This window comes from Streptococcus ovis DSM 16829 (genome assembly GCF_000380125.1).
In the GTDB taxonomy this organism is placed as follows: Bacteria; Bacillota; Bacilli; order Lactobacillales; family Streptococcaceae; genus Streptococcus; species Streptococcus ovis.
On sequence record NZ_KB904581.1, the window covers coordinates 155,357 to 179,719 of the forward strand.

The 24,363-nt window shown below is 42.2% G+C and carries 23 protein-coding genes; 1 reads left to right on the forward strand and 22 read right to left on the reverse strand.

The window, feature by feature from the left end; genetic code table 11:
* Position 1: 1 nt before the first annotated feature.
* The gene (gene dnaG / locus A3I9_RS0109570) at positions 2-1,804 is read right to left on the reverse strand and encodes a DNA primase (RefSeq protein WP_018378813.1); all 1,803 of its coding nucleotides are present in this window, start codon (positions 1,802-1,804) and stop codon (positions 2-4) included.
* 160 nt (positions 1,805-1,964) lie between these two features.
* Here dnaG and mscL point away from each other — a divergent pair, with 160 nt between their 5' ends.
* Positions 1,965-2,330 (forward strand): large conductance mechanosensitive channel protein MscL, encoded by a 366-nt coding sequence (gene mscL / locus A3I9_RS0109575; protein WP_018378814.1) that lies wholly within the window; start codon positions 1,965-1,967, stop codon positions 2,328-2,330.
* Between the two features lie 76 nt (positions 2,331-2,406).
* On the opposite strand, the gene galE is transcribed toward mscL, so the two are convergent.
* From galE to A3I9_RS0109680, 21 genes are all read right to left on the reverse strand, one after another.
* Complete coding sequence (gene galE, locus A3I9_RS0109580) at positions 2,407-3,420, reverse strand: UDP-glucose 4-epimerase GalE (RefSeq protein WP_018378815.1); 1,014 nt, start codon at positions 3,418-3,420, stop codon at positions 2,407-2,409.
* A gap of 66 nt (positions 3,421-3,486) precedes the next feature.
* Positions 3,487-3,663 carry a 30S ribosomal protein S21 gene (gene rpsU, locus A3I9_RS0109585; RefSeq protein WP_000048054.1) on the reverse strand — a complete coding sequence of 59 codons (177 nt, stop codon included), beginning with the start codon at positions 3,661-3,663 and terminating at the stop codon, positions 3,487-3,489.
* Positions 3,664-4,084: 421 nt separating this feature from the next.
* Positions 4,085-5,380: an ISLre2 family transposase gene (locus A3I9_RS0109590; RefSeq protein WP_018378816.1), complete on the reverse strand. Its 1,296-nt coding sequence runs from the start codon at positions 5,378-5,380 to the stop codon at positions 4,085-4,087.
* Between the two features lie 50 nt (positions 5,381-5,430).
* Entirely contained in the window at positions 5,431-7,065 is a 1,635-nt protein-coding gene (locus tag A3I9_RS0109595; RefSeq protein ID WP_018378817.1) for a relaxase/mobilization nuclease domain-containing protein, read from the reverse strand.
* On the reverse strand, positions 7,059-7,454 hold the full coding sequence (gene mobC, locus A3I9_RS0109600) for a plasmid mobilization relaxosome protein MobC (RefSeq protein WP_018378818.1): 396 nt from the start codon (positions 7,452-7,454) through the stop codon (positions 7,059-7,061). The genes A3I9_RS0109595 and mobC overlap by 7 nt, the downstream gene beginning before the upstream one ends.
* 183 nt (positions 7,455-7,637) lie before the next feature.
* The gene (locus tag A3I9_RS0109605) at positions 7,638-8,075 is read right to left on the reverse strand and encodes a hypothetical protein (protein ID WP_018378819.1); all 438 of its coding nucleotides are present in this window, start codon (positions 8,073-8,075) and stop codon (positions 7,638-7,640) included.
* Between the two features lie 70 nt (positions 8,076-8,145).
* Positions 8,146-11,301 carry a PBECR4 domain-containing protein gene (locus tag A3I9_RS0109610; protein ID WP_018378820.1) on the reverse strand — a complete coding sequence of 1,052 codons (3,156 nt, stop codon included), beginning with the start codon at positions 11,299-11,301 and terminating at the stop codon, positions 8,146-8,148.
* Positions 11,301-11,555, reverse strand: a complete 255-nt coding sequence (locus tag A3I9_RS0109615) for a hypothetical protein (RefSeq protein ID WP_018378821.1) — start codon at positions 11,553-11,555, stop codon at positions 11,301-11,303. Before A3I9_RS0109615 ends, A3I9_RS0109610 begins: the two co-directional genes overlap by 1 nt.
* Positions 11,556-11,573: 18 nt before the next feature.
* Positions 11,574-13,370 (reverse strand): VirD4-like conjugal transfer protein, CD1115 family, encoded by a 1,797-nt coding sequence (locus A3I9_RS0109620; protein ID WP_018378822.1) that lies wholly within the window; start codon positions 13,368-13,370, stop codon positions 11,574-11,576.
* On the reverse strand, positions 13,367-13,885 hold the full coding sequence (locus tag A3I9_RS0109625) for a hypothetical protein (protein WP_018378823.1): 519 nt from the start codon (positions 13,883-13,885) through the stop codon (positions 13,367-13,369). The genes A3I9_RS0109620 and A3I9_RS0109625 overlap by 4 nt, the downstream gene beginning before the upstream one ends.
* A gap of 12 nt (positions 13,886-13,897) precedes the next feature.
* A complete protein-coding gene (locus tag A3I9_RS0109630; protein ID WP_018378824.1) occupies positions 13,898-14,743 on the reverse strand; it encodes a hypothetical protein in 846 nt (281 codons plus the stop codon).
* Positions 14,697-14,969: a hypothetical protein gene (locus A3I9_RS0109635; RefSeq protein WP_018378825.1), complete on the reverse strand. Its 273-nt coding sequence runs from the start codon at positions 14,967-14,969 to the stop codon at positions 14,697-14,699. Before A3I9_RS0109635 ends, A3I9_RS0109630 begins: the two co-directional genes overlap by 47 nt.
* A 5-nt stretch (positions 14,970-14,974) precedes the next feature.
* Positions 14,975-15,607 carry a hypothetical protein gene (locus A3I9_RS0109640; protein ID WP_018378826.1) on the reverse strand — a complete coding sequence of 211 codons (633 nt, stop codon included), beginning with the start codon at positions 15,605-15,607 and terminating at the stop codon, positions 14,975-14,977.
* Positions 15,608-15,623: 16 nt separating this feature from the next.
* Positions 15,624-16,235: a hypothetical protein gene (locus A3I9_RS12790; protein WP_018378827.1), complete on the reverse strand. Its 612-nt coding sequence runs from the start codon at positions 16,233-16,235 to the stop codon at positions 15,624-15,626.
* A gap of 16 nt (positions 16,236-16,251) precedes the next feature.
* Positions 16,252-18,933, reverse strand: coding sequence for a phage tail tip lysozyme (locus A3I9_RS0109650; RefSeq protein ID WP_018378828.1), 2,682 nt, complete (start codon positions 18,931-18,933; stop codon positions 16,252-16,254).
* Positions 18,934-18,962: 29 nt separating this feature from the next.
* A complete protein-coding gene (locus A3I9_RS0109655) occupies positions 18,963-21,317 on the reverse strand; it encodes a VirB4-like conjugal transfer ATPase, CD1110 family (RefSeq protein ID WP_018378829.1) in 2,355 nt (784 codons plus the stop codon).
* Positions 21,277-21,624, reverse strand: coding sequence for a PrgI family protein (locus A3I9_RS0109660; RefSeq protein ID WP_018378830.1), 348 nt, complete (start codon positions 21,622-21,624; stop codon positions 21,277-21,279). Before A3I9_RS0109660 ends, A3I9_RS0109655 begins: the two co-directional genes overlap by 41 nt.
* 12 nt (positions 21,625-21,636) lie before the next feature.
* The gene (locus tag A3I9_RS0109665) at positions 21,637-22,386 is read right to left on the reverse strand and encodes a hypothetical protein (RefSeq protein ID WP_018378831.1); all 750 of its coding nucleotides are present in this window, start codon (positions 22,384-22,386) and stop codon (positions 21,637-21,639) included.
* Positions 22,387-22,410: 24 nt separating this feature from the next.
* Entirely contained in the window at positions 22,411-22,635 is a 225-nt protein-coding gene (locus tag A3I9_RS0109670; RefSeq protein WP_018378832.1) for a hypothetical protein, read from the reverse strand.
* Between the two features lie 85 nt (positions 22,636-22,720).
* Complete coding sequence (locus A3I9_RS0109675) at positions 22,721-23,218, reverse strand: hypothetical protein (RefSeq protein WP_018378833.1); 498 nt, start codon at positions 23,216-23,218, stop codon at positions 22,721-22,723.
* A 53-nt stretch (positions 23,219-23,271) separates the two neighbouring features.
* On the reverse strand, positions 23,272-24,363 hold a 1,092-nt coding region (locus A3I9_RS0109680), incomplete at its 5' end, for an SspB-related isopeptide-forming adhesin (RefSeq protein ID WP_026217429.1).

Genomic DNA, 24,363 nt, shown 5'->3' on the forward strand with positions numbered 1-24,363 from the left:
ATTACTCCATTTTTCTTTTTTGTGCAATGAGCTGAGTCAGCTCATCAAGTGCTTCTGTGTCGTTACCAACATGTGCCTGGTCTCGAACCATTTTTAATTTCAAGCGATTATCTCGCTTAATGAGTTCGCGATGACGATTATTTTCCAACTCTTCTAATTCATTGCTCCCTATTTCGCTAGGTAATTTCTCTTCCTGCACACGATACCAAGCTCTCTGGACCATCTCATCTTGCTGTGCCAAATCATACGAGGTAATCTCACCATTCGCCTTCAACAATTCAAATAATACTTGCAATTCTGGCGTTGCAAACTGAAAATCTTCACGTAATCGATATTCATTCAAAATATAGGCATGTTCAGCCATTCGATAGAGGAGATGATTTTCCGTTCGAATCAAATTCGTTACTTTCATCTGAGGCGGAGCAACAGGTTCTCGAGGTGGTTGAGATAATGATTCAGCTGGATAGGAATGCTGACTTACTTGCCTTTGTTGACGAGCAGCTAGACGAGCACGATTGACTGCATCTTCTACCTGTTGGTAATCAAAGTCAGCTAGCAATTCAGCCACCTTATAAATGTATGAATTTTGTGCAGTAATGGAAGAGGTCCTTGCAATAATAGGTGCCATTTGCTCTACAAAAGAAATTTGCATTTGTAGATTCTCAGGATTTTCAGGTTTCAGATAGTGAATTAAAAACTCAACTCCTGTCATCCTAGACTTGGTCAATACCTGCTCAAGAGCAGCTTCTCCTTGCTTTGCAATAAACTCATCAGGATCCATATTATCAGGCAAAGAAACAATTTCCACATCAAATTGTTTCAATTCATCAAGTGCTTTAGCAGTCGCAGCTTGGCCCGCTTTATCACCATCATAAGTCAGAACAACTTTCTTACAATATTTGGATAAATGGCGGACATGATCAGGTGTCAGTGCCGTTCCCATAGATGCGACTGCATTTTCAAGTCCTGCACGATAAGCTGCGATAACATCCATAAAACCTTCCATCAGATAGACTTCGCGGTGTTTCTTGATACTAGCTTTGGCTTTATCTAGATGATAGAGTTCATAACTTTTATTGAAAATCTCCGTAGCGCGGCTATTCTTGTACTTGGCTAATTGAGAATTCTTTATATCTTCCTCCGTCCAAATACGACCCGAAAAAGCAATCACACGCCCATATTCATCCGTTAGAGGGAATAAAATTCGCCCTTGAAAAGCATCGTAGATGAGATTGTTATTCCCTGTGTTAAAAAGCCCTGAATTAAGCAAATCTACTTCAGAAAACTTTTTGGACAAATGCTGAAAAAGATAATTTGGCTCATTCGGTGACAAACCCATTTGAAAGTAGCGGATAATGTCATCCGTCAAACCTCTCTGATGAAGGTAAGTTCGTGCCGCCTCTCCCATCTTTGTTGTCATGAGCAAGGCATGATAAAACTTATTCGCCTCTGTATGGATATCATATAAGACTTGATGGGGATGATTCTGCTGATGCTCCTTTTTCTCTTGTGGCTGCAGCTCAATTGAAAATCCAGCTTTTTCAGCAACAAATTGGACACTTTCTGCAAAGGACACTCCCCTACTTTCCTCGATGAACTTAAACACATCTCCAGAACGACCACAACCAAAACAGTGATAGAATTGCTTATCTTCCACTACATTAAAAGATGGTGTTTTTTCGCCATGGAAAGGACAAAGACCTAGATAATTGCGTCCTGCTTTTGTCAACGCAACAGATTCACCAATGACATCTACAATGTTGACTGCAGACTTAATTTCATTAATTGTCTCTTTTGAAATCATTTCATCCCCCTCTCCATGCACACTATCAGCACATTATACCATTCTCTATTTTATACTAAAAGACAGAAAATGTAAATTTTCAGAATGCATAACTTGAAAATTTAAAAAAAACCTATATAATAGATAAAGTAAAATATTTATGAAAGGACATATTTAGGATATGTTAAAAGAATTGAAAGCATTTTTGTTCCGTGGGAACATTATTGATTTAGCTGTTGCAGTTGTTATTGGGGGTGCATTTGGTGCGATTGTCACTTCATTTGTTGGTGACATCATCACTCCACTTATTTTGAACCCAGCTTTGAAAGCTGCAAATGTTGAAGATATTGCAAAATTAGCTTGGAACGGTGTGAAATACGGTAGTTTCTTGAGCGCTATTATTAACTTCCTTATCGTTGGTATTTCTCTTTTCTTCGTTGTAAAAGCTGCTGAAAAAGCAATGCCTAAAAAAGTTGAAGAAGAAGCTCCTGCTGGACCTACTCAAGAAGAACTTCTTGCAGAAATCCGCGACTTATTGAAAAAATGATTCATGAAACAGGCTCTGCCTGTTTTTTATTGCCAAGAAGACGAAAGAGAAGTTGATGTCCAACTTCTCTTTTTTTCTAAGCTTCATAACCATTTGGATTTTGTGATTGCCATTTCCAAGTGTCACGACACATGTCTTCAATTGATTTTTCTGTTCTCCAATTGAGTTCTGCTAACGCCTTATCTGCATTCGCATAGCAAGTAGCAATATCACCAGGACGGCGGTCCACAATCTTATAGGGAACTGGTACACCATTTACTTTTTCAAAAGCCTGTACCAATTCTAAGACACTGGTTCCTTTACCTGATCCCAAATTATAAGTGTATACACCTGTAGCATCTGAAATTTTTTCTAAAGCCTTGATATGTCCAAGAGCCAAATCCACTACATGGATATAATCACGCACACCAGTACCATCAACAGTGTCGTAGTCATTTCCAAAGACACTAAGTTGTTCACGTTTGCCAACTGCTACTTGTGAAATGAAGGGCATGAGATTATTTGGAATCCCTGCAGGATCTTCTCCAATCAAGCCTGATTCATGAGCTCCAATTGGATTGAAATAACGAAGTAAGGCAATACTCCACTCTTTGTCTGCCACTTCTACATCTCGAAGAACTTGCTCTAGCATCACTTTTGTATAGCCATACGGATTCGTAGCGCTTGTTGGCATCTCTTCCACTAGTGGGGATGGATTATTGAGGCCATACACTGTCGCACTCGAGCTAAATACGAGTTTTTTCACATCATATTCTGCCATAATCTCTACTAGGGCAAGGGTAGACATAATATTATTTTCATAATACATGATTGGCTTTTCAACCGACTCTCCAACAGCCTTGTAACCTGCAAAATGGATGGCTGATTCAATGTCTTCATTTTCAAAAACTTGTCGAAGAGCATCCTTATCTGCTACATCCAACTCATAAAAGGTTGGTCGTTTTCCTGTAATCGTTTCGATACGGTCTAATACCAATAAACTCGAGTTAGACAAGTTATCTGCGATAACTACTTCTTTGCCTAATTTTTGCAATTCAACAACAGTGTGGCTGCCGATATAACCTGCACCACCAGTGACTAAGATAGCCATAAGATTCTCCTTTTCAGAATGTATCATTATAAAAAAACAGCCTTACAGCTGCTTTTTCATATTCTATTAGAATTTTTTACGCTTACGAGCTGCTTCTGATTTGCGTTTACGTTTTACAGATGGTTTTTCGTAGAACTCACGTTTGCGTGTTTCTTGAAGCGTACCAGCTTTGGTAACCGCACGTTTGAAACGGCGAAGAGCATCGTCAAGTGATTCATTCTTGCGTACTACTGTTTTAGACATTTTTTTCACTCCCCTCAATTTCAAAGTCTTTATTATTATACTACTCCAATTTCTATTTGTCAATCCCTGACTAAAAATTGTATGTGTCTAAATTTTTGGGAAACTCCAACTACCCCTTATAACCTAAGAAAACTCTAGGTTCTTTATCCGAAAAAAGACTGAAACAAAGTTTTTTCCTTTGCCTCAGTCTTGACGATATTGTTCTTTTTGTGCTACAATACTGTTTGACTGATTAAGCAAAGTGTCGGTTTGTCTTAATCGGTGGTGTAGGAGTGTCTGCTCCTACACCTTTTTTGTTTTTCAATACTTTTATTGTACCACCATTTAGGCAAAAAAGCAAGGATTTTCTATGTAAATCATGCTAAAAACACCCCTAAAAATTACATTTTTAGCGGTTAATTCCTGTTTAACTGGAATTTATCTACCTTCGTCGCCTTCGTTTAATCACCATTGCTTCATGTGGCAAATGGTCAATCAGATAACCTGCACTAAAACTACTGTCCTTGTATGGTTCATAACGTTTCCGCCAATCACCAAAAAAGAGGTCTTCTAATTGGTCCACTCGTTCTAAGAGAATCATTCTGGCCATAGCACAAGCTCCCTCAATAGACCAGTACATCCCCCTATGCTTCATGCGATACGTCACCTTACGGTGCTGACTCTCCATAACTCCTATTCCACGTGAAGATAGTCCTCTTAGTTTAGGTGGCTTGGTATCCTTGAAACCTCTCATCAGCTTTTGACGAAAGGATACGAAACACTCGTACTCTTCTTCAGTTTGTACCAGGGACTCAATCGTATCAAATAAAGTCACAAGCAACGGCTTTTGGTGGGTTTGAATAGCCTTGAAAGCCAATTCCATGAGGGTAGAAGGGTAAGGCTTAAGGAAGGTTTTTAGCTTCTCGTTGAGATGGTAGGCATCCCAAAAGTGTTCGTGGTGTTTTATCCCTAAAGCTTTTTTGATTTCCTGAAAAACTCGCTTGGTGTAGCCCTTGCCATTGTCTGAGTTGGTGATTAGAATAGTCTTGTCCGTGATTTCAAAATGGTTATAGAGGTAGTCCAGAAGTTCCTCCTTAGCCTGGTCATAATTGACATTGATAATCTCATGCTTATTTTGCAGGATATAGCGATTGTTGCCAATTTTCTTAGCTCCTGTATGGATAAGAAAGTGGGCTATATCTGTATTGTGCCGTTCATCTCCAGCTGAACTTGTTTTGACCATCACTCCGTCCCCCTCCAGGTAGATTTTGTCTGCCTGGATTTTTTGTGGTTGTTCTCCTTCCATATAAAAGCGATACCGTTCTTTCTCAGAAAAGAGCCTTCCAGCAGTCTTGACCGCTTTTAAGACGGCATCCTTAGTCACCTCCAAACGGTAAGCGACCTGGATCGTTCGACAGACTTCACGGTAGGATAAAACAGAAGCATGCCTCGCCATATGGTAAATCAGTTCAGGAGAATACCGCATATACTTTTTCAAACCGAGCCATTCATCGACAGGGTAACGAGTCTCAACTCCCTTTCTCCAACGGTTCCTGGAGAAGGTCATTTCTCCAAAGGTAAACAAGACAGTCCGTTCACTAGCATCTATCCGCTGATAACCTTTCAGCCTCATCACAGAAGCCACCTGCTCATCATACTGTTTAATTTGCTTGAGAAACTCTTTCTCACGTTGTCTATCTAAGGCCACCACAAAGGCTTTTTCATCAAATCCAATCATAGTTTTATTATACTGAAAACAGATAGAAACTTTTCTGAAAAACTCAATAGCTAGAGTGACTTTTCTTCCGACTCATGTTTGCGAGTGCCTATCTCACGTAAGTTAATCTGATCTCTCATTTCTTGGTAAGTTGTATAAGTCCTCACGGTATCATCGAAAAACTCTTGCAAAGCGCCCTTTTCTACTTCAAACTGCTTAATAATCTGTGCCACTTCCTCAAGGTGAATGTCTTTAGGTACTCCCAACTCTTCTAACAGCTGCATGCCCACCAAGTTATTTTCTGGATTCTGCTTCAGAGAAAGTAAAGCCCCTTCTATTTTGTGATAATGAGCCAGACGGTCATCTAATCGACTTAGCTCCTTGTGGGTCGCATCGATTTTCTCGTTAAATCGCTCCTCTAACTCTCGGAACTGTGTGCCATCTGTTACGCCATGTTTCACCAGAAAATTATACTCTTTAATCAACTGACGCATGGATGCTATTTGAGGATTTTTTGTGATAAGCACCTCTCCATTTTGTTTAGCTAATTGTCTCGCGACAGTTGTTCCCATCATGTAACGGTTCTTTTGAGACTGGTCTGGATTGAGAAAATAAAAGTAATCTTTTTCCTTGATGTAAATCGTGTAGTTACCTTCTTCATTCTTATCTACCTTATGGGAAGGAACTAGAATTGTGCCACTATTCAGAGCACCATAATCCATCTGGATATAGATACCCTGTGGGCTTTCTTGTTCCACTTGCCAACTAGCCACTTCTAACTTCAACTCAAAATCTTGTTCCACCTCAGCCTTTAATTCCTGATATCGTTCCTTTATTTCAGAAGTGCTTACCACCAACTCATTAAGAACCAAACGCTCTTTTATTTTTTCTAAGGAATAGTCCCCCTTCTTAGAAAGCGTATCGTCCCTGACATTTCTTTGTTGGGGTTCATCAGTAAGTTTGTATTTAACAAACTTACCAGAAAAATCAATCTGAAGGTCAAGAGCCTTGGCTTTTTCCTTGAAGTCTTCTAGTGATACGGATTGCTTCAGAAGAAAGTCTAGACGTTGTTTAATTTCAAACCGATAATTATTCTGTCGTCTCCAAGCTGAATATTTAGTATAAGAATTTTTCATAGTAGGTTCAATAATTTTAGCTCCATATTTGGATGCTTGTTTATCTGAGATGGCTTGTAAATTTTTAAGAGTATTTTTCTGCCAACGAATTTTTTTCAGCGTTGAAGTGTTTGTCGTAGATAATATGATGTGATTATGGAGATGGTTTTTATCGGTATGAGTTGCGATAATAAACTCGTGATCTCCTCCAGTAAATTCCATCATGGTCCGTCTACCAATTTCATGAACTTGTTCAGGTGTTAGGTTGTCATCTGGCGAAAAAGATTGGATAATATGATGGGCCAGAACTTGTTTTCCCGAAGACAATTCCTTGAGGTCATCGTCTCCTTTTTTTAAGGCCGCAGCTAATTTTGTCATGACCATTTCTTCATCTGCCACGCTAACGTCTTCAATCCTGTGACCAGAAACTAGCTTCAGTTGCATCTCTCCATTGTGATAAACTAATGGAAAATCAAAGTCTTGATCTCCTGAATTTTGGATCAGTGTTTTAGCCTCGTTCAAAATATAGCGGACGGCTATTTTTAAGTTGGATGGTGTTTTAATTTGTTTAGGTGGTTTAATAGCTACCATTCGTCATACGTCCTTATTTCTTTTTCTTTTCGTTCCTGTAGGCTCTTCTTCTCCGTACTAGATAGCTTAGCCGCCACCATATCTTTTAGTTCAGAAAGATAGGCTAAGACTTGAGCAAGTTCTTCCGTGCTAATCTCCTGATTTTCGTTAGCGTGTTTGGCAATTTGATTGATGTTTCCACCAATCCGATTGACGGCCACTCGTAGAGCCTTCAGTTCTGAAAAATCAATCTGGACAAGTTTTCCCTGTACCAGTTGGTTCTTAGCATAGTATTGAAAAGTAGGTGCCTTCATCTGTTCCATGGTATATTTTACTTGTTGGTATTCCTGTTCCGTAAAGTAGACTTCTTTGCGGATACTCCTCTTTCGATTTACTGTTTTTTGAGGCATAGCCTCCCCCTCCTTTCCTTGTGGCAAGCGTAGCATTTGCCCGGGCAAATACGAAATTAAAAAAGGTCAGAGAAGGTCAATCTTACGATTTTCCTTCTTGCCTTTTTCAGTTTTGGGGAAATCCCCAACCCCCTAAATCCTGCCCCTCTATCAAGAGAGACAGAATTTTTTTAGATGATAAGCCTATCCAAAGGGTTTTAGAATTTTCTTCCAGAGTGATGGCTTCTGCTCATTTTTTTCAGTTGCCTGTGTCTGACGTTCTGAAGCCTGCTCTTGTTCTGAGATAAGTTTTTTCTTCAGTTCTTCCAGCTGATTTTCACTAAGTGGCTCAAAGAGTGACTGGCCAATTTGTAGCTCCGTTAGCAATATTTTTTCATCACGGACTACTAGGAAATCTTCATCACTGATTGTTTTCAGGAGCTGAATATTCTCTTCCTGCCAACTCATTAATGAAGCATCGTCTTGATTGAATAGTTCCCTGTCTGCTAGCAACTGGTCTAAAACTTCTTGGCGGGTGAGGCTATCGGCTTCAGGGGAAATTCCTTGGATAAGGTCACCGTCCATCAGCGGAATAAAATCTGATAGGATGGCGTGGAGTTGGTTTTCTTGTTGGTCTGTCATGTGTGTTGTCCTCCTTGGGGTGGTGGTGTTTTTAATTTGACCTTGGGTGTCTTTTGGGTATCCCGTTCGGTCATTTCGAGAAACCCTTCTCTTTTTTTGAGTGAGCTTCTGCCTTTTGTTCTTGCTTGTGCTCTTCGATGGCTTGCTTAGACTGATCCTTAAATTTTTGGAGCTTCTGCTCAAACTGGTTCTGGGCTTGTTTCTCCTGGGCGAGGCGTAACTGTTCCAACTGTTGATCCATCCGAACCATTAAACTTTTAGCCTCTTGTTGGACAATATCTAGCTGGGCCTCCAGGTCTGCTAGGCTCTCCTTATCATCCGACCAGCCTGCTAGATAAGCAAAGGAATAATCCGACGTGTCAATCCCGTAATAGGAGGCCACAACATAGGCGACACTTTCTGCTTGAAGTTCGGCCGTGCTTCTCGTTAACATATCTTGTTGAGGATTGTTGGCATGGTGCAACTCTGAGTGAGCAGTCTCGTGGATAAAGGTCTTAATCAACTGTGACTTGTTCATATCGTTACTTCTTAGAACGATTTGGTGTTCTGTCACGTTGTAATGACCTTTCTTATCACCTGTCATCTCATCAAAGCGGACAGTAACATTATTCTCCTTGGCAATAGCCATCAGGGCACGGTAGAGATTGGCATAATCTACATCAGTCAGCTGTTCCTTAACCTCTGAAGTTGCCTTGGGCATTTCTTTACCTTCTGTTTGACTAACGTCAAAGACAGGGACTAGACCAAAGAAAGTAACGGTTTCTGGTTTGCCATTTTTATCCAAAATTGGTTGATTGTTCTCATCCTTTTTAATCTTGGTCATCGGAGCAAAAATCCGGATAGACTTCTCTCCTTTTTTGACATGGCGGCCAAACGTTTCCTTCCACTGCTTAAAGGAAGCAACCTGAGTGGCTTCTGGATGTTGGGCAAGAATTAAGCGTAGGTTACGACTGGAGTAGTTGTTTAGCTGGCTCATTTTGGTCAGATAGTCCTTGTATTTATCTGAGTCCAGATAGTCTTTTATTCCCTCCTTGAGGTGACGGTTAAGACCAGCCACATCCTTATTTTTGATAAAGTCCGCAACTGCAAGACTGCTAGAAGTTATAGCCACTTCTTCAGGTTCAAGGTTATGTTCTTCTAGTAATCTTGATCCAGGTTTGGAGCGAAAGTCATGCGGGTTGGTACCCTGTTTCAGTTCTTCTTCATCAGAGATACCGTCTGCATCTGAATCCAGTTGGCTGATTGAAGATTGGGGTCCCTTTTCTTCTAACTCTTCCTGTACATCTCGTCTTATTTGGGGGACTTCTTCCACGATTTGTTCTTGAAAAGTGTCCAATTCTCTTGATTGAAGCAAAGACAAGAGTTGTTTTCCACCATCTTTGATATAGTCGTCATTGAGTGACAGCTGCTCAATCTGACCCCTTCGTTCACGATAGATTCCCAGTATGACCTTCTCGTTAATCCCTCTAACATTGGTAGCCAACTCACCTTTTAGCTTCATCAGGGAGGCAGGGACAGTTCCTTTATCAGAATCCTTAAAGAGTAACAAGAAGTCCTCGTCTTTTGCTTTGATGGCTTCTGAAAAATCAAGCCTATGCAGTTTTTCTACGCTAGAGAGATCATTTAAGACGAATGAACGGCTATCTAAAATGTCTTCTAACATTGGCAATACTTGAAGCTTTTCTTTGAGTGCATGACTGGATAAAATATTAGGAAAATTCCCTCTTCCTTCTGCAAAGTCCACTAAAAAGTCAGCTGCCGTCTTACTTGGTTCAAAGGGGCGAATCCCTGTCAAATGGATAAAATTTTCCTTCAGAAAATCAACTGCTAGCACCTTCTCACTTCCATTATCCGCAAACACATACATGATACGACTATCCGCAACTTCATTTAAGTACCATTGAGCTGCTGCTTGAATCGATGGAGCATACTGCTTTAAACGTTTCATATCATCAGCATCAACCAAGTGATAATCTTTATATCGTCGTTGCACTTTTTCGTTATTTGTGCTAAACTTAAGTAAAGGATAGGAGAACGTCGGGTGACTGGTAACAGTTTGCTCAAAGGTAGCTGAGGTTTCAGCTACGGGTGCGGGACTGCCTTCAGCTTCAAGCTGTAAAGACCCCATACTACCATTGCTCCTATCCATTTCTGGCTTCAGGATTTGTTCTGGGGCTTTTTCTTTTTGCCCTAACCCCTTCCCAGCTTGTAAATAGGCATTCCAGTCCATCTTTTCTTGACCCTCTCCTTTTGGTGGTCTGGCATCGATAACTGGAATATTTTTTTCTTTCAACTGCTCAATAAAATCACTTCCTGCCTTGTCCTGGTCAACTGCTAGTGTAATTAGGTCTGCATGCTCTCCATCATGAAAAAGGGTGGTCAATCGTGCAACTTCAGGTAGAAAATTAGAAGCCTGGGTCAGGTCTTTAGATTTTGTATAATCCAGAGGTATTTCCTTGACAACTCCCCTTTCCTGGAGGGCCTCCATAGCATAGCGGGACAAAACCCCTTCTTTGAGGCCTTCCATGGCCACCAGTCGGACATTCTCTAAACTGTCCTTGTGAAGCTCGTAATAGCTCATAAGGTCAATCGGAGCTTCTGCCACCACTAAACGCTCAGGAGCACCAATAGAGACGTTTAAGCCTGCAATGCCTTCTGACTGGTACATGATTTGCTTGAGGTAGCCCTTACCTTCATGGCGTTCTGGATAAGGAACTAGGCCCTGGAGGCTGGCCCCCACTATATTTTGGTTCTTGTCCAGGTACTTAAAGACCAAGACATCTTCAATAAAGCCGTCTCTATCCTTTCGTCTAGCCTGAGCTAGAACACCCTTCTCTAGGAAAAAGTCGATGGTTTCATCAGACAGTTCCCTGGTCTCCTTGAGATAGGTTCTAGCTTCTCTGAAGGTTTGTTCGTAAGGAGCTAAGCTGTACCTAAAGGACTGCCTAATTTCTTCCCTAGGTTTTGCTTCAGGAAAATTACCTGTCTCTAAGAATGTCATAGCCTCCTTATAGCTCACGTCACGCATTTCCTGAACCAGGTTTATGGTATCTCCAAATGTTCCCCTGGAATACCAGTGCCAGGTGTTTTTTGTGGTATCGATTTTGAAGGAATCGTGCTCTGTCCAGTAATATTCCTTATGAGACGACCGTTTCATATCCATCCCAAGGCTCCTAGCCACGTCTAAAATAGCTAGGGATTTTGCTTGTGCTTTAGTAAAAACCATTAAATCTGTCCTCCTACCAGGTGTTTGAAGAGGTCATAGCCTTCAGGGGTAGCCTCTAGAGGGTAACCAATCAAGGTACCTTCTTCATCTCTTGTCACGAAGAGATGAGGAGATAGCGAGTAGAAAGTCTCTTCATCTGCCTGTTTCAATAATTGATTAATCACGGTGTATTCTGTTGCTAGGCTCTCTTTTTGCAGAGATAACACTTGGCTAATTGTCTCTAAAAAGCCAAGTTTGAGTTTTGGTGTTTCCATATCGTTTCCTTTCTGTATTTAAGCCACAAACAGTTCTTCAAAGTGAGGGTCTAGGTCATTAGCATGGAGAAGCAAACCATCAATATCCGTTCCTAGTCGCTTATAGTCATACCAGTTATCATCGTAAGGAGCCTGGGCGATTTCTGCCTGCCTTGGATGGTCATAAACGCTAGCTTTCTTGTCCTTGAAGACATTCTGCTTAGAGATAAAGACCAGACCTTCATCCACACCAATTCTGGCCACTTCATCAGGGGTCAGGAGTGGGCGGCCCTGGATCTGTTTATTTTCACTTGATGAGCCGTTGCGGTAACTGTGAGATTTTGAGGTTGATCTGGTTCTAATGGTTTGTTTCCCAGAACGGGTCGAGTAGTATTCCATGGTATCCTTGTCGTTTGTCCCTAAAAATACGTGAGTCGCACAGTTGTTAAAAATGGTTTTCCAATCGCTCTTATAAAGGCTCTCCAGCTGATTGACTGCCTGGAGGATAATCTTAATAGACATCTCACGGGAGCGAATAGAGGACAGAACCTGGGTAAAGTTTGGAATACGGCCAATCTGGGCAAACTCATCCAGAATAAACTGAATATGTCTCAAGTTCTTCCTGCTGTAGCCTGGTATCCTGCCCTGGAGAATATCATCAGCCTTGTGGGTCAAGACTTCAAAACCAACCGCAAAGAGGATAGAAGACAGGAAGTTAAAGGCATTATTAGTCTCTGGAATAGCAATAAAGACAGCTGTCTTTTTGGTGTTCCAGGTGTCTATCTCCATAGTATCCTCACTAATGAGATTTCTCACGTCATCATGGTCAAAGATAGAGTAGCGAGACGATAGAATGGCTACCACACTGTTTCTGGTCTCTCCCTTGAAGTTCTGAAAGAGCCGCCACTGTTTATAAGCATAATTACCAGGTTGTAATTCCTCCAGCTCTTCAAACATCTGTTCAACTGGGCTAGGCACATCGGGATCCTCACGGTAAATCCCACGTAACAAATCGGCCACATGTCCTAGGTTAGGTGTATAGAGCTGTGCTCCTGTGTCAGGGGCTCTGGAATCAAAATAGAGGTACCCAATCAAAGCCCGCTGCAACATCAATTCTGCCTGTACCCAAAAGTCTTCTCCCATGTGTTCGCTTTTCTTGGTTCCTTCTGTGATAGCTTCAGAGATACGGTCGATATCCAGCTCAGATTTCATGTAATGAAAGGGATTAAAGCGGTCAGAGTTCTTTAGACGGATGAGGTCAAAGACTTTAACGGCATAGCCATTTCTTTCCAGCATCTTCCCTGTCTCATGGACCAGGTTGCCTTTTGGGTCTGTGACCACAAAGTTCGAGTTCAGCTGCATGAGGTTAGGCAGTACAAAGGTGAAGGTTTTCCCGTCTCCTGGAAGACCAATCACGATGACATTCTTGTTGAGTTGGACGTTATAGGCTAGACGAAAGTTAAAAAGCCCCATCTTGACCTGTTTGGTAAAAATCATATTCTTATCATTGTCCTGGTCCTCAAACCGTTTCATTTCACGCAAGGTAGCAAAACGGGCACTCCCTTGTTCCTCCCCGTGGCGGTAGGAACTCCTATCCCCAGATACGTAAACCAACATAGGAAGACTAAAACCGATAAGACCAGCCATCAAGACTTCAGGTTCAAATGAGATGAGGAGAGGAAAGAGAGACCAATTCTCCAGTAACCAATTCACCCTTAGCATTCCCATAAAAGGAACAGCTTGTGTCGATAGTTGGTAGTATGCATAGAGGGATTGAGCCAAGACAAACGATAAAAAGCCCACCAGCAGGTAGGGCCAAATTGGCTTTCTGTTCATCGAGCTTTCTCCTTTCCAACCTCTTTTGTAATAACTGGACTCAACCCCTTATAGACAGCATGACTTCTGTAATAAGCTAGCTTTTCTTCAGGAAGCATTTCATGGGGTTTTTTCAAGACCTTTTTAGAGAAGGCGGTCAGCTTTTCAGGACTCTTGGTCATGTCGGCTAACATGTCTTTCAGAGCTTTCTCGGCCAGGAGACGGTTCTTGCTTTCAAAGTAAAGGTAGGTCGTCTCTCCTTTTTGTTGGTAAGTAAATCCTACCTTGGCTTCCTCTAGGTAATGCTTAAGTTTGGCCAAATGGACTTCACTACTCAAGAGTTGTTCAACGTCTTTCTGAGATTTGGTTGCCATAAACTCGTTAAATCGGGTCTCTCCTTCAAAAGTCTTATTCTCTAGCTTGTGCTGGCTTTCATCATGGTAAGCCTTAGCCAGAGTATAAAGAGCCTGAATGGCCATCTCTACAGTAATTTTCCCTTTTAGAGCCAAGGAATGGCTCGTACGTTCTTGATCCATAGCTACCTCCTTCTATTTTGGATAATTGGATAGTTTTGGCTCAGCAATAACCTGGTAACCGTAAGGGGAAGAGTGATTTTCCTGAATAGTCACTGTTAGACGTTTCTGGCTTCTGTTGTCTCCTTCCTTAATCGATAAGACATAGGTCAACTGATAGATCTTATTCCCCGTCTGTGAGCTATTCTCCAGAATAACAGACTGGAGCTGACCTGGCTGATTCGCCAACTTCAGAGACCCTGCTACAAAGTCGTCTAGTTGTCCCTGTTCAGAATAGTAGTGAGGAAGAAAATAGCGGATAAAGGTATCTATTTTTCCTGCTTCTGATTGGAGGGTTTCAAGTACCTTCACCTGCTTGTTTAGATTGGTAATCTTTTTTTCTTGTTTGATAAGCAGACTAGTCGTAAATCCAGATACTGCCAGGCTCGTCAGTAAGCCTAACACAAGCAGTCCCTGCCATAAGATTTTCAGGATAGAAAACTTGTTCTGTTGTCGTTCAACTTGTGAAGCTGTGTCTGAGAAAGGCTCTCTGAGGTCTTGTTTTTCTTTTTTGGTGGGTGCTTGATCAAGATTCTTCTCAGAAGGCTTCAGAAAGGAAAATCCTCTAGCCTTAGATGGTCTTTCAGAAGGAATATCCGTACCTGTCTTCAGAAAAAGACTATCTGCGATGCCATCAAAGGGGAGATAGATGTCTTCTTGGTAGATGACCACGCCTTTTTTATCCAGTTCTTCCACTAAGAGGATACCTTCTGCCTCCTGGTGTTTGACCTTAGCATTTTCTCGCTCTAAGGCTTGATAAACCAAATCTTTATTTTTATAGGTCGTTGTCGTGTCCTGTGTCAGGTTGGTTAATCGGTACATGGTTCTCATCTCCTTTCAGCTTTCCTTCTGCTATTGCTTTTTCAAGATCTGCCCAGGTTAGGTTATGCTTAGCCAAATAGTCTGAGCGTGCCTCGTGCTTGGCCAGAATGATTTGTGTTTCAAGCTCTTTTAGCTTGTCTTCCTCCTTCTTAGCCTTGGATAAGAAATCCTCCCGTCTCTCCTGTGCTTTGGCATGTTGTTTTTCAAGTATTTCTATTTTGGTCATAGGTTTTATTCTCCTTCTGTATTTTGAGCGATAATAGGTTGATTAAGCGTTGGAATTCCTGCTTGTTGGTCAGCTGAGAGAGTATCAACGATTAGGATAGGTTCTATTTGACTAATCAAATATTTCTCACCTTGTTTAATGTAGTGAATACGTAGGGTACTACTTGATAATACGTCGGTTTGTGCATTGGTGTAATCATACTTCTTCTGAAGTTGGGTCTGAGTGTAGCTTACCTGAGCTAAAACCACCTTGTTTTCTTTGTCAAGATAAATCGTGGATGACTTTAACTTTGTATCCACCACATACCCCTTATAAGTCTTGACAGAAGGTTCCTCTTCAGATTGAACTTCTTTCTGGTAAGCTGCTTCTGTCATATAAGGAAGATAACGATTTCTATTCTCTCCCAGATCCTTCTTGGTAAAGTAGGCTGAAAGAAAATCCTTGACGTAGGCTGATGTCAGCTCGCCACCTTCAACCTTCTTAATCCGTTCTGTCTTGGGAGTGGTTTTCTTAGTGTATTTTTGGGGTTTCGCACTAGCCAGGCCAACCCAAAAGACTGTACCTAGAACCAGGACAGTCGCCAGGGCAAGCCCTGCTAACTTTAAAAGCTTTAATTTTTCTGTGTCAATCATTTTCATAGAATCTTTCTTCTCCTTAATCTTTTGATGCCGTTGGAATATCACCTCCAGCACTGCCTGGAGGTAGTGTTTGAAGATCTGTTAAGCCAACTTCCTTAAAGCTAGATATCCGATAGGTATCCCCGTCTTTCACATAATCAATCTGTAACATCCCTTCACGTTTAACATTCCTAGCCGCATTCTCATAGTCATTCGGCTTCACCAATAAGGTGCTGGTATAGGAAACTTCTACTAAGGCAGCATTCTTTTCCGTATTTAAGTAGATTTCTGAAGACTGGTAGATGAAATCTACCATATAACCTTTATAGGCTTGTGTAGCTGGTGCTTCTTCCCTATCCACTTCTGTTTGATAGGCCGTATCCGTCATAAAAACCTTATAACGGTTTCTATTCTCTCCCAGATCCTTCTTCGTGTAATAAGCCACTAGAAATTCTTCAATAAGTTCTTTTGTCACGTACCCATTTTCAGATTCCGTATCTTGTTTTTCCTGTTGGATAGGTGTTGCTTTCTGAGAGACTGTAGCAGGTTTTAACACTCCCCCTAACCAAAAACTCAAAACCAGAGAAAGGAAGGCAGTCACTGCCACACCTGCCTTCTTAAGGTTATTCCATTTGTCAATATCAATCATTTTCTTCTCCTTAAGGTTATGGTATCAGCACTTCGTCCTGTACCAAGGTTCCATTTGTCTTAAATAAAAAGCTTGGGTCAACATCGTTGGCATAAGTTCCATAGTAGTAGGAAAAATGTACGTGGGGAACACCTGCAGTTCCTGTATCCCCTAAAACAGCTATCTGATCTCCCTTTTCTACTCGTTTGCCTATTGGAAGAGACGGTGGGTATTTCAAATGTCCATAATAGGTATAACCGCCTAGATCCGTTTTAATCACGAGAAAGTTCCCCCACTGAGTTGGCCCTCCTGCACTGGTGACAGTTCCTCCCACTACCGCAAAGACAGGAATATCATTTGCATAGATCACGGAACTATTGTAATTCGCTCTCTTGGCAACTAAATCTACCCCGTCATGATAACCTTTAGGATACATCCAAGCCCCTGCTCCTTGACTCCATGGAGTTCTACCGTAGGGTTGGATAACGATATAGGGTTCGTTAAACATATGGCCACCCCGTCCTTTTTGACCACCGTTTTTATTATTCTTCAGGAAAGTTAGCCATTGCTTGGCAGAAGCTGTCCGTTGAGGTAATTTGTCACCAGGATTGCCTTCCCATTGGACTAAAAACGTATAGGTGAGATCTTCGACTGAAGCATCTGAAGTCAAGATTTCTCGAACCTTCTTTCTATACCAGGGGGCATCCCCATTCAACATAAAGTCAAGTTGTAATTCTAGGTCATACCATTTTTTATTCTTTGACTTGGCATAGTTTAATAACATGGTATGTCTGGTAGAGCCGTCAGCAGTATCTGTCCACTGCCCCAAACCAATTCCACGATGAAGGATATTGGGATAACGGCCATTATAGATTGTTGGACCATTCATTGATAACCACATCGGATTGTCCCAGGAGTTAGTAGAAGCTCCAATAGGAGGATTCAGGTAATCTCCTTCCGCCCGTTTGGCCTTGATACCACTTTCCACATCCCAGTTACCTAGTATCGATGACAGACCAGTTAACTTCATACCAGGAACATTTTTCTTGAGGTACTCATGGATAAACTGCACTGTTTGAGCTTTATCCCCATCTACCGAACTAGATAGGACAAAGGTTTCTTGTTGGTAGGTAACTTTCTCAAAGTAAAAACCAACGTTAAGGTAGGTCCATTTTTTCTTTTTGGTCTTATTATCAACGCTTTCCACTTTTTGGTAGAATATCTCTTGTCCGCCATCTGTTGAAACCGTACCCAACTTGTCCCCTTCAGCAATTTTATTTCCTGAAACCTGTTGGATCTCCCCAACATTTTTCAACGTTAAAATCGTCTCATCCGTCTTAATCAGTATATCCTTGTCCTTAGTGACTTCTAGTATTCCTGACATGGGGGCATAGATGGGTTTACCACGTTCTATTTGAAAGGTGGTACCATTGTAAACTTCCGTCTTTGACGTGTAGCCAAAACGTTTTTGAATCACCAAAGGCTCTTGATAAACCTTCTCGTTTTCTTTATAAAATGGATTTTCTAATTCCTGATAAGCAGGGTATTTCCCCACTTCTTTGGATAAGTCGAGTAGCTCCTTGTACTCCTCTAACTCATCTCTATCCAGTTTTGCCCATTTCAACGTTGAAGAGGAACCGTAAAGATCCGACATGGTTTTTAGATCATTGATATCCCTGTTTAGGTGATTCCAAAGATCATTCAAGGCATCCGAATAGTGGTTAAAACCGAAAGTCCCAGATAAGGCACCACCTCTTCCATCCTTCCAGTTGCTTTCAGGTCTCCACTCACTTCCATAACGGTAGTTCATAAAGAAGAGGATATCATCGATGTTGGTCCAATATTCCACTTTGTCGTTGGATTTTTCTCGGTCTCGTTTACTGATATGAAGCCAGGATTGGTTGAGGTCAAATTCATTTTGTTGGACAGGACCACTGCCTCCCAAAACCCCCATAAAAAGGGCCATTACACCAAAGATAAGAAACATGAGAAAATAGGACTTAATGGCCAACGGATTAGCTAAGATGGAGCGTAAGGGCTTGGTAGCAACCTTTAACACCCTACCTGTTCCTCTAGTTACTCGTCCAGCTCTTGTTTGAGCCATTCTTTGCCCGGCAGCACGGATTTTTCTAGTTAACTTCCCTTCCCAAGAAAATTCTTTCGGAGTTCTGGTAAAGCCACGACCACGGGTGAAGTTATAAACTCGGTTCAATTGACCATAGCTGTGTTTAATGGTGTATTTGCCCAACTTCCCACCAGCTTCTATAGCACGTTTAGACGCGTTTTTCTGGTAGTGGAATTGGCGAATGTCCTGCCTTGCTTTGACAATATCATCTAAAATATCATTGTCTCGTGTTTCTTTTTCCACTTCCTGCCTGAGTTTCATTCGAGCGCCTTGTTTGGCTCGCCTCTTCAAACGATTAGGAATATAGGTATCATCTGCCTTTTTAGCCCGTTTATAGATCGTTTTAGCGATTTGTTTCTCCAGCCTAGCCTTGTCCTTCTGTTGCTTAAAGAAGAGGGCTCTAGCGGTCAGGTGTGGACCTTGATGGCGGATATAGTCCTTTTTGGCTAGGCGGTAATTTTTCTTAGCGGTTTTGAAGGCCACCTTAGAATCTAAGCGGGCTTCCTTCGCCACCTTCTGTTGATTGGCATGAGTAGCGTCTTTCATGCCTTTTCGCTTCTGCTGTCGGGCTTGTTTGGGGTCAGTCTTGTACAAAACTCACCACCTCGCTTTCTGTTTGTCGTCTAGCCATCCGTTGCGACCAACTGATAGAGCTTGGTATCTTTAGGGATGGGATTTTCAAAGGGAACAATGGTATCCCCTGCCACGATAAGCCCTGTTCCCTTGGCTTTAGGCCGTAAGACAAAACGCTCCAGGGAAGGAGTCAGAGGAGTTACTTGTGACAAGGCTTCTAAGTCTGTCCGCTTGAGCTTGAGGAGAACTAAAAACTCACAGTTGGAAACCAATTTCCTTCCTTCTTCAGTCGATAAAACCGTCTCCGGATTTTGTGTAATCCCTGTAGGAAGAGCCCCGTATTTTCGAATACGGGAGTACAGTTCTGTAAAAAAAGTGGCCTGGAGCTTGTTTTTGAAGTAGAGCTGTAGCTCATCAAAATAGAGCCAAGTTGTAGTCTTGCCCTGATGGTTGACTACCTGGTTCCAGATATAATCCTGAATCACCAAGAGGGCAAAGGGTTTGAGTTTCCCGTTCAATTGCTTTAGGTTAAAGATGATGAAGCGGTTATCCATATTAACGTTGGTTGGATGGGCGAAAATGTCATTAGAACCCATGGTATAGGGTTCTGCCTTGAGAGCTAAGGCTTGAGCGATGTCCTCCGGTTGTGCTTCTAGGACACGTTGCCAATCCTTAAAGGTAGGGTGCGAATACTCCTCATAGGTCTTTCTGGTCACACGATCAATCATGGCAAACTCATCGTCAGAGACTTCAGAGAAGATATTCTCAAAGAGGGTGGAGAGAAGGTTTGCCTTTTGGCCAATCGGGTCACTATCTTCTGCCTGGAGTTTTTCCCTATCTGGCAAGTCTAGGAGGTTGAAGTGATGGGGTGACCCTGGGGCAATCGTAATCACTTCAGCGTTAAATTCTCGTCCAATATCAGTGTACTCCGCTTCAGGATCGACAATAATGATCTGGTCTTCTGTGTAGCGTAAGAGGGTTGGGATAATCTCTCCGCCCTTAGCCAGAACTGATTTCCCAGAGCCAGAAATGCCAAAGATACAGCCTGATCCCGTGTTTAAGTCCTTCTTTCTATCCACAGTGATGGCGTTCTTAGAAAGCTGATTTTGGCCATAATAAACGGCACGTGGGCTAGAAGACCGTAAATCAACGTTGGTAAAGGGTACCTGGGTTGCTAGGTTACTGGTGGTCATATCTCGCATAAAACGGCGTTTGACATTGATAAAAGGCAGGCCAATCGGAAGAATGGTATTGAGGGCTTCCTCCTGATAGAGGTAACACTTATCTAGCTCCACCGTGTTCTTACGGACGGAACGCTGCACCTGTTCGGTATGGTTTTTCAACTCTTCTAGGTTGTCTGCCACTAGGTAAATAGCCATAACACCTGAAAACATCTTCTGATCGTTTTCCTGAAGCTCCTCTGTCCATTTTTCAGTTTCCTTATTGGTTTCAATGGCTTTTCCTCCGACCGCTAGATCACTCCCATAGCCTTCTCTAGCAGCAGCCTTCTGGCTTTTAATCATCTCACGTCGGACGCTGGATTTGACTGTCTTAATTTTCTTTAAGGCATCTGCCGTATCATAGGCCTTGGCGTGAAGGCTAATGGCTAACTCAATTCCTGTGTCCAGAATGTTTTTGATGAGCTTGTCATTCAAGAAGGTTGGGTACTGCTTCACATAAAGAACCCTGGCATAGCTATCGTCAATCCGCATATAGTCCTTATCAAACTTCAGGTAGGACGGGGCAATAAAATCTCTGGTAGATAAACCAGAGAGAGCAATGTCTTCGTAGGTGAAGTCAAGAAAAGCTTCACGACGCAAGAGTTTACGAAAGACCAGTAGCCGTTCTAGACCATCCATCTCCTTGAAAGAAATCCCAAGACCACTGTACTGACTCTCAATAATATTTGCGGTATCATCTAGGATTCGTCTAGCCTGATGATCCTGGTCAGCCCTGGTTGTGATGGTCAAGTACTTCTCCACCTTAAAGGTGTTTTGTTCCTGGGAGAATCGGTCCTTAATCATGGCGTTGTATTCCTTGCGATAGTCATCATAACCATCTTGAGCGAGGTCATAACGAATAGCAGCCAAGCTATTGCTTTCCACCCTCCTGTTCACTATCAGCAGCTGCATATCATTGTCAATGTCCAGAGAATTGAAAATATCTGCATTGGTTTCGATCACGTCTATTCGTTCGTCATCGGTTGCGGTAATGTAGCTAGTATCTCCCAAGAGGTAGGTTTTGGAATAAGTATCATTTGTGATGGTCATAAGCCCATCAGGTGTTAGAGTTTGGTAGTTCAAGCTGTTTTGTGTAGAAGCGGTCAGGGTTCGTCTCAACCGCTTGGCTTTTTCTTTTTCTGCTTTAGAGATTTTCGGGGTTTGTTTTCGGCCGAATAAAGTCATTTCTCGTATAGTCCTTCCTGTTATAGTCTGTTTGATACGTTCGTTCTTGTTTGGTCAAGAGAAAACGCAATTCATCTTTAATCTTTTCATCGATATGGCACCCAAAAATAACAAAAGGCACTAGTACCAAAAGACTAACGCCATAAAGAATGATGTCGGGTATTTGAAACCAAAAAAGGACCGAGGTCACAAGTACCGTCAGTCCTATGCCAAAGAGGAGCACCAGCTGCCTAAAGGTAATATAGCCAATAATAGGCCGCTCGTAGCTATCCAAGGCTTTTAGAAATTCACTGCCTAAACGTGTCATAAGTCTCCTTTCTTAATTCACCTGCATAATATTCTTGGCCATGCGTTGGGTACCAAAGAGCATGATGATATAAATAATCCCCTTGGCAATGGCCATTAGGGCACTGGTCCAGGCTCCAGTCTTTGCGACGGTTAATAGGTCATTGGTCACAATAGCTGGATAAAGCATGATAACTACCACTAGGATGAGCCCCTGCAGGACGGCTGCAATGTAGAGCTTGAAAAAGCCAAAGCAGATTGGACGTAGGCTCTCCATCATGTAACAAGCCACGACAATCTTTCCAATCCCCTTGTAGGTATAAAGGGTAAAGGATCGCAAGAGGATGAGCAACTTAGTTGAGATTTGACCGATAAAGTCAACAACGTGGTATACGAACTGAAGCATTGCTTTCGCAGCCCAATTTAGATTTTTAACACTGAATTCTATATCAGTGTTGACTTCTTTTATTCCCAATTTAGCAACCATCTTGATAACGACATTAAAGAGCCAAGAGAGGCTATCAAAAAACTCATCCAAGTAGAGGATGAGAAAGAGGGCGATACTATATTTCAGGATTTCCTCAATCCAAAGTTGGAGGGACAGTTCTCCACCGTTACTTTTAAGCTGCTGGTTCCAGTTGAGCATGTTCATGCCCATAAAGAGTAAGAGCAGTAAAATAGCCACCTTTTCCATAGATCCTGAGACCGTCTCCATCAGCTGGTAGGCTGTAGGGTTATAGTCCTTGAGGCTCATGGTCAGCTGACTTAATGTGGATTGATCCATAAGGTCCACCTCCTTTGTCTCAGCTTACCCAATGGCTTGAAGTCCAGCAGCCATAGCTGAAAAGAGAGTTTTTAGTACTGTCCCAAGGAGCGCACCTAAAACAATACTCTGGATGCCTTTGTCCTTCTTATCGTCTAGCTCTCGACGAATGCCGATAAATAGGTCCCAGGCTCCCCAGGCAACCCAACCAAGGCCAACCAGGCCACCGATATTACCAATTTGATTGATAAAGTTTACAACTGCTTGCATATTTGATTTCTCACTTTCTTTTCTAAAAAATGAAAGACACTAAGAAAAATCTCAGTGTCTCTGTGCTATAGGGGAATAATGAGGCTTAAACCTCGTTTGGATGGAGGGTTAGAGAGAGGGCGGTAATGACCGCTAAAACAACGATAATAGTCGTTTCCCACCAGTAATGAATTGGAACACCGTGTGGGAATACAAAATCTGTCATCATATTGTTAAACCATTCTGGTGCTGGGATATCCTTTTGAATTAGAAAAGCATATCCTGCTATTCCAAAACCCAGAATAAAGTAAGAAACTACCTTAAATACAAACCAGCCAATGGCTGTGACGAGCAGGCTCTTCAGCAGGTTAAAAATAAAGAGGAGAATCATCAAGGGTGTTGTGACCATAAGGACAGCTGCTCTCATGATCAGCCCAGGAAGGTTCTTAAGACCCGCTAGAAGGGCTTTTCTAACCCGCTTGAGTCCATTTCTCCACTTGCTTTCTTTAGGGGCTTGTGGAGCCTTTGAAGTAGTTTTTTGTGGGGTATAGTACTTATAGCCACTCTTTGTCACGTGTGCGTTCATTTTCTTATCCTCTCTCATCTCTATCCCCTCTCATTTGTTGGCTTTATTATATCATAAAGCCAGGGGGAAAACTAGTTTTCCTTGCGTTCTCCAAATCGGATCCAACCAAGCATTACCAACATCATAGCCCCAATAACAGATAGGAGACCTGTTGTTTCTCCCGTGGACGGCAACATTGCAGCTGCTTGTACTGGTGCTGTTTGAGGAGCTGGTGCTACTGGAGCTTGTGGACGTGGGGCTTCTGGCTGTACAGGTGGAGTTGGCTTAGGATCTTCCTTGACGGTATTGGTTACCACATTGGAAACATAACCATTTCCGAAATCAATCTGGTACATCACATTGTCAATCTTCTCACCTCCAGGCACATCCTTCTTGACTGTCGCAGGAATCTCCAGGAAAATATCCAAACCAGTCTTCACGTAGGTGTCATAGAAGGCTTGTGGATCATTGGCTACCCAAATGACAAACTCATCATTTTCGCCAATCTCAATACCTGCATCTTGGACAAGTTTGCGAATGGCTTCAGGTGCATCTGCCAAGTTTTTAATCACATAGGCTGTCAGACCTTCTACTGCTTTTCCTGTGCTATCCTTGATCGTCACATTGTCCAAATCAAGACTAACCTTGGTCTCATCGTAGTTGTCGATATAGCCGAAGCCTTTTTGAATGGCTACCGCACCAGCCGCAATGTCTTTGTACTGATCCAGGTCCCATTCTCCAACGTAGACAATCTTTTGACCTTTATCTACAGTCTGATTGTTAATGTCATTTCCTTTAAGGTCTTGTACTTTCTTGATTGGCTGGATAGTAGAGCCGCCATTATCTGGATTTTCACTACCTGGGGTGTAGATGGTTACTGTATTAGAGTAGACTTTGTAATCCCCAATCAGGAGGCTGTAGGTGTTTTTATAAACCCCATTGTCATTCTGAGGAGAGCCAAACAAGATCAAGTCAACCAGATCAAAGTCTTTTGTCAAGTCTTGGTTGAGCTTCGCCAAACCTTCATCTGTCAAGGTGGCCTTAAGGTAATTTGTCACCTCGTCAAATGTAATGACATAGTCCTTATTAGCATCTACTGTCTGATCCAAATCCAACTTAAATCCAGATGGCAAGTAGTCCTCAATGACAATCTGATCCTGTTTGTAAGCTGGACGACCTGCCTT

What these genes read in the sequence shown, in the direction of transcription:
- dnaG (WP_018378813.1), bottom strand. Translation starts at nt 1,804, where the DNA reads ATGATTTCAAAAGAGACAATTAATGAAATTAAGTCTGCAGTCAACATT.
- mscL (WP_018378814.1), top strand. Translation starts at nt 1,965, where the DNA reads ATGTTAAAAGAATTGAAAGCATTTTTGTTCCGTGGGAACATTATTGAT.
- galE (WP_018378815.1), bottom strand. Translation starts at nt 3,420, where the DNA reads ATGGCTATCTTAGTCACTGGTGGTGCAGGTTATATCGGCAGCCACACT.
- rpsU (WP_000048054.1), bottom strand. Translation starts at nt 3,663, where the DNA reads ATGTCTAAAACAGTAGTACGCAAGAATGAATCACTTGACGATGCTCTT.
- A3I9_RS0109590 (WP_018378816.1), bottom strand. Translation starts at nt 5,380, where the DNA reads ATGATTGGATTTGATGAAAAAGCCTTTGTGGTGGCCTTAGATAGACAA.
- A3I9_RS0109595 (WP_018378817.1), bottom strand. Translation starts at nt 7,065, where the DNA reads ATGGTAGCTATTAAACCACCTAAACAAATTAAAACACCATCCAACTTA.
- mobC (WP_018378818.1), bottom strand. Translation starts at nt 7,454, where the DNA reads ATGCCTCAAAAAACAGTAAATCGAAAGAGGAGTATCCGCAAAGAAGTC.
- A3I9_RS0109605 (WP_018378819.1), bottom strand. Translation starts at nt 8,075, where the DNA reads ATGACAGACCAACAAGAAAACCAACTCCACGCCATCCTATCAGATTTT.
- A3I9_RS0109610 (WP_018378820.1), bottom strand. Translation starts at nt 11,301, where the DNA reads ATGGTTTTTACTAAAGCACAAGCAAAATCCCTAGCTATTTTAGACGTG.
- A3I9_RS0109615 (WP_018378821.1), bottom strand. Translation starts at nt 11,555, where the DNA reads ATGGAAACACCAAAACTCAAACTTGGCTTTTTAGAGACAATTAGCCAA.
- A3I9_RS0109620 (WP_018378822.1), bottom strand. Translation starts at nt 13,370, where the DNA reads ATGAACAGAAAGCCAATTTGGCCCTACCTGCTGGTGGGCTTTTTATCG.
- A3I9_RS0109625 (WP_018378823.1), bottom strand. Translation starts at nt 13,885, where the DNA reads ATGGATCAAGAACGTACGAGCCATTCCTTGGCTCTAAAAGGGAAAATT.
- A3I9_RS0109630 (WP_018378824.1), bottom strand. Translation starts at nt 14,743, where the DNA reads ATGTACCGATTAACCAACCTGACACAGGACACGACAACGACCTATAAA.
- A3I9_RS0109635 (WP_018378825.1), bottom strand. Translation starts at nt 14,969, where the DNA reads ATGACCAAAATAGAAATACTTGAAAAACAACATGCCAAAGCACAGGAG.
- A3I9_RS0109640 (WP_018378826.1), bottom strand. Translation starts at nt 15,607, where the DNA reads ATGAAAATGATTGACACAGAAAAATTAAAGCTTTTAAAGTTAGCAGGG.
- A3I9_RS12790 (WP_018378827.1), bottom strand. Translation starts at nt 16,235, where the DNA reads ATGATTGATATTGACAAATGGAATAACCTTAAGAAGGCAGGTGTGGCA.
- A3I9_RS0109655 (WP_018378829.1), bottom strand. Translation starts at nt 21,317, where the DNA reads ATGACTTTATTCGGCCGAAAACAAACCCCGAAAATCTCTAAAGCAGAA.
- A3I9_RS0109660 (WP_018378830.1), bottom strand. Translation starts at nt 21,624, where the DNA reads ATGACACGTTTAGGCAGTGAATTTCTAAAAGCCTTGGATAGCTACGAG.
- A3I9_RS0109665 (WP_018378831.1), bottom strand. Translation starts at nt 22,386, where the DNA reads ATGGATCAATCCACATTAAGTCAGCTGACCATGAGCCTCAAGGACTAT.
- A3I9_RS0109670 (WP_018378832.1), bottom strand. Translation starts at nt 22,635, where the DNA reads ATGCAAGCAGTTGTAAACTTTATCAATCAAATTGGTAATATCGGTGGC.
- A3I9_RS0109675 (WP_018378833.1), bottom strand. Translation starts at nt 23,218, where the DNA reads ATGAGAGAGGATAAGAAAATGAACGCACACGTGACAAAGAGTGGCTAT.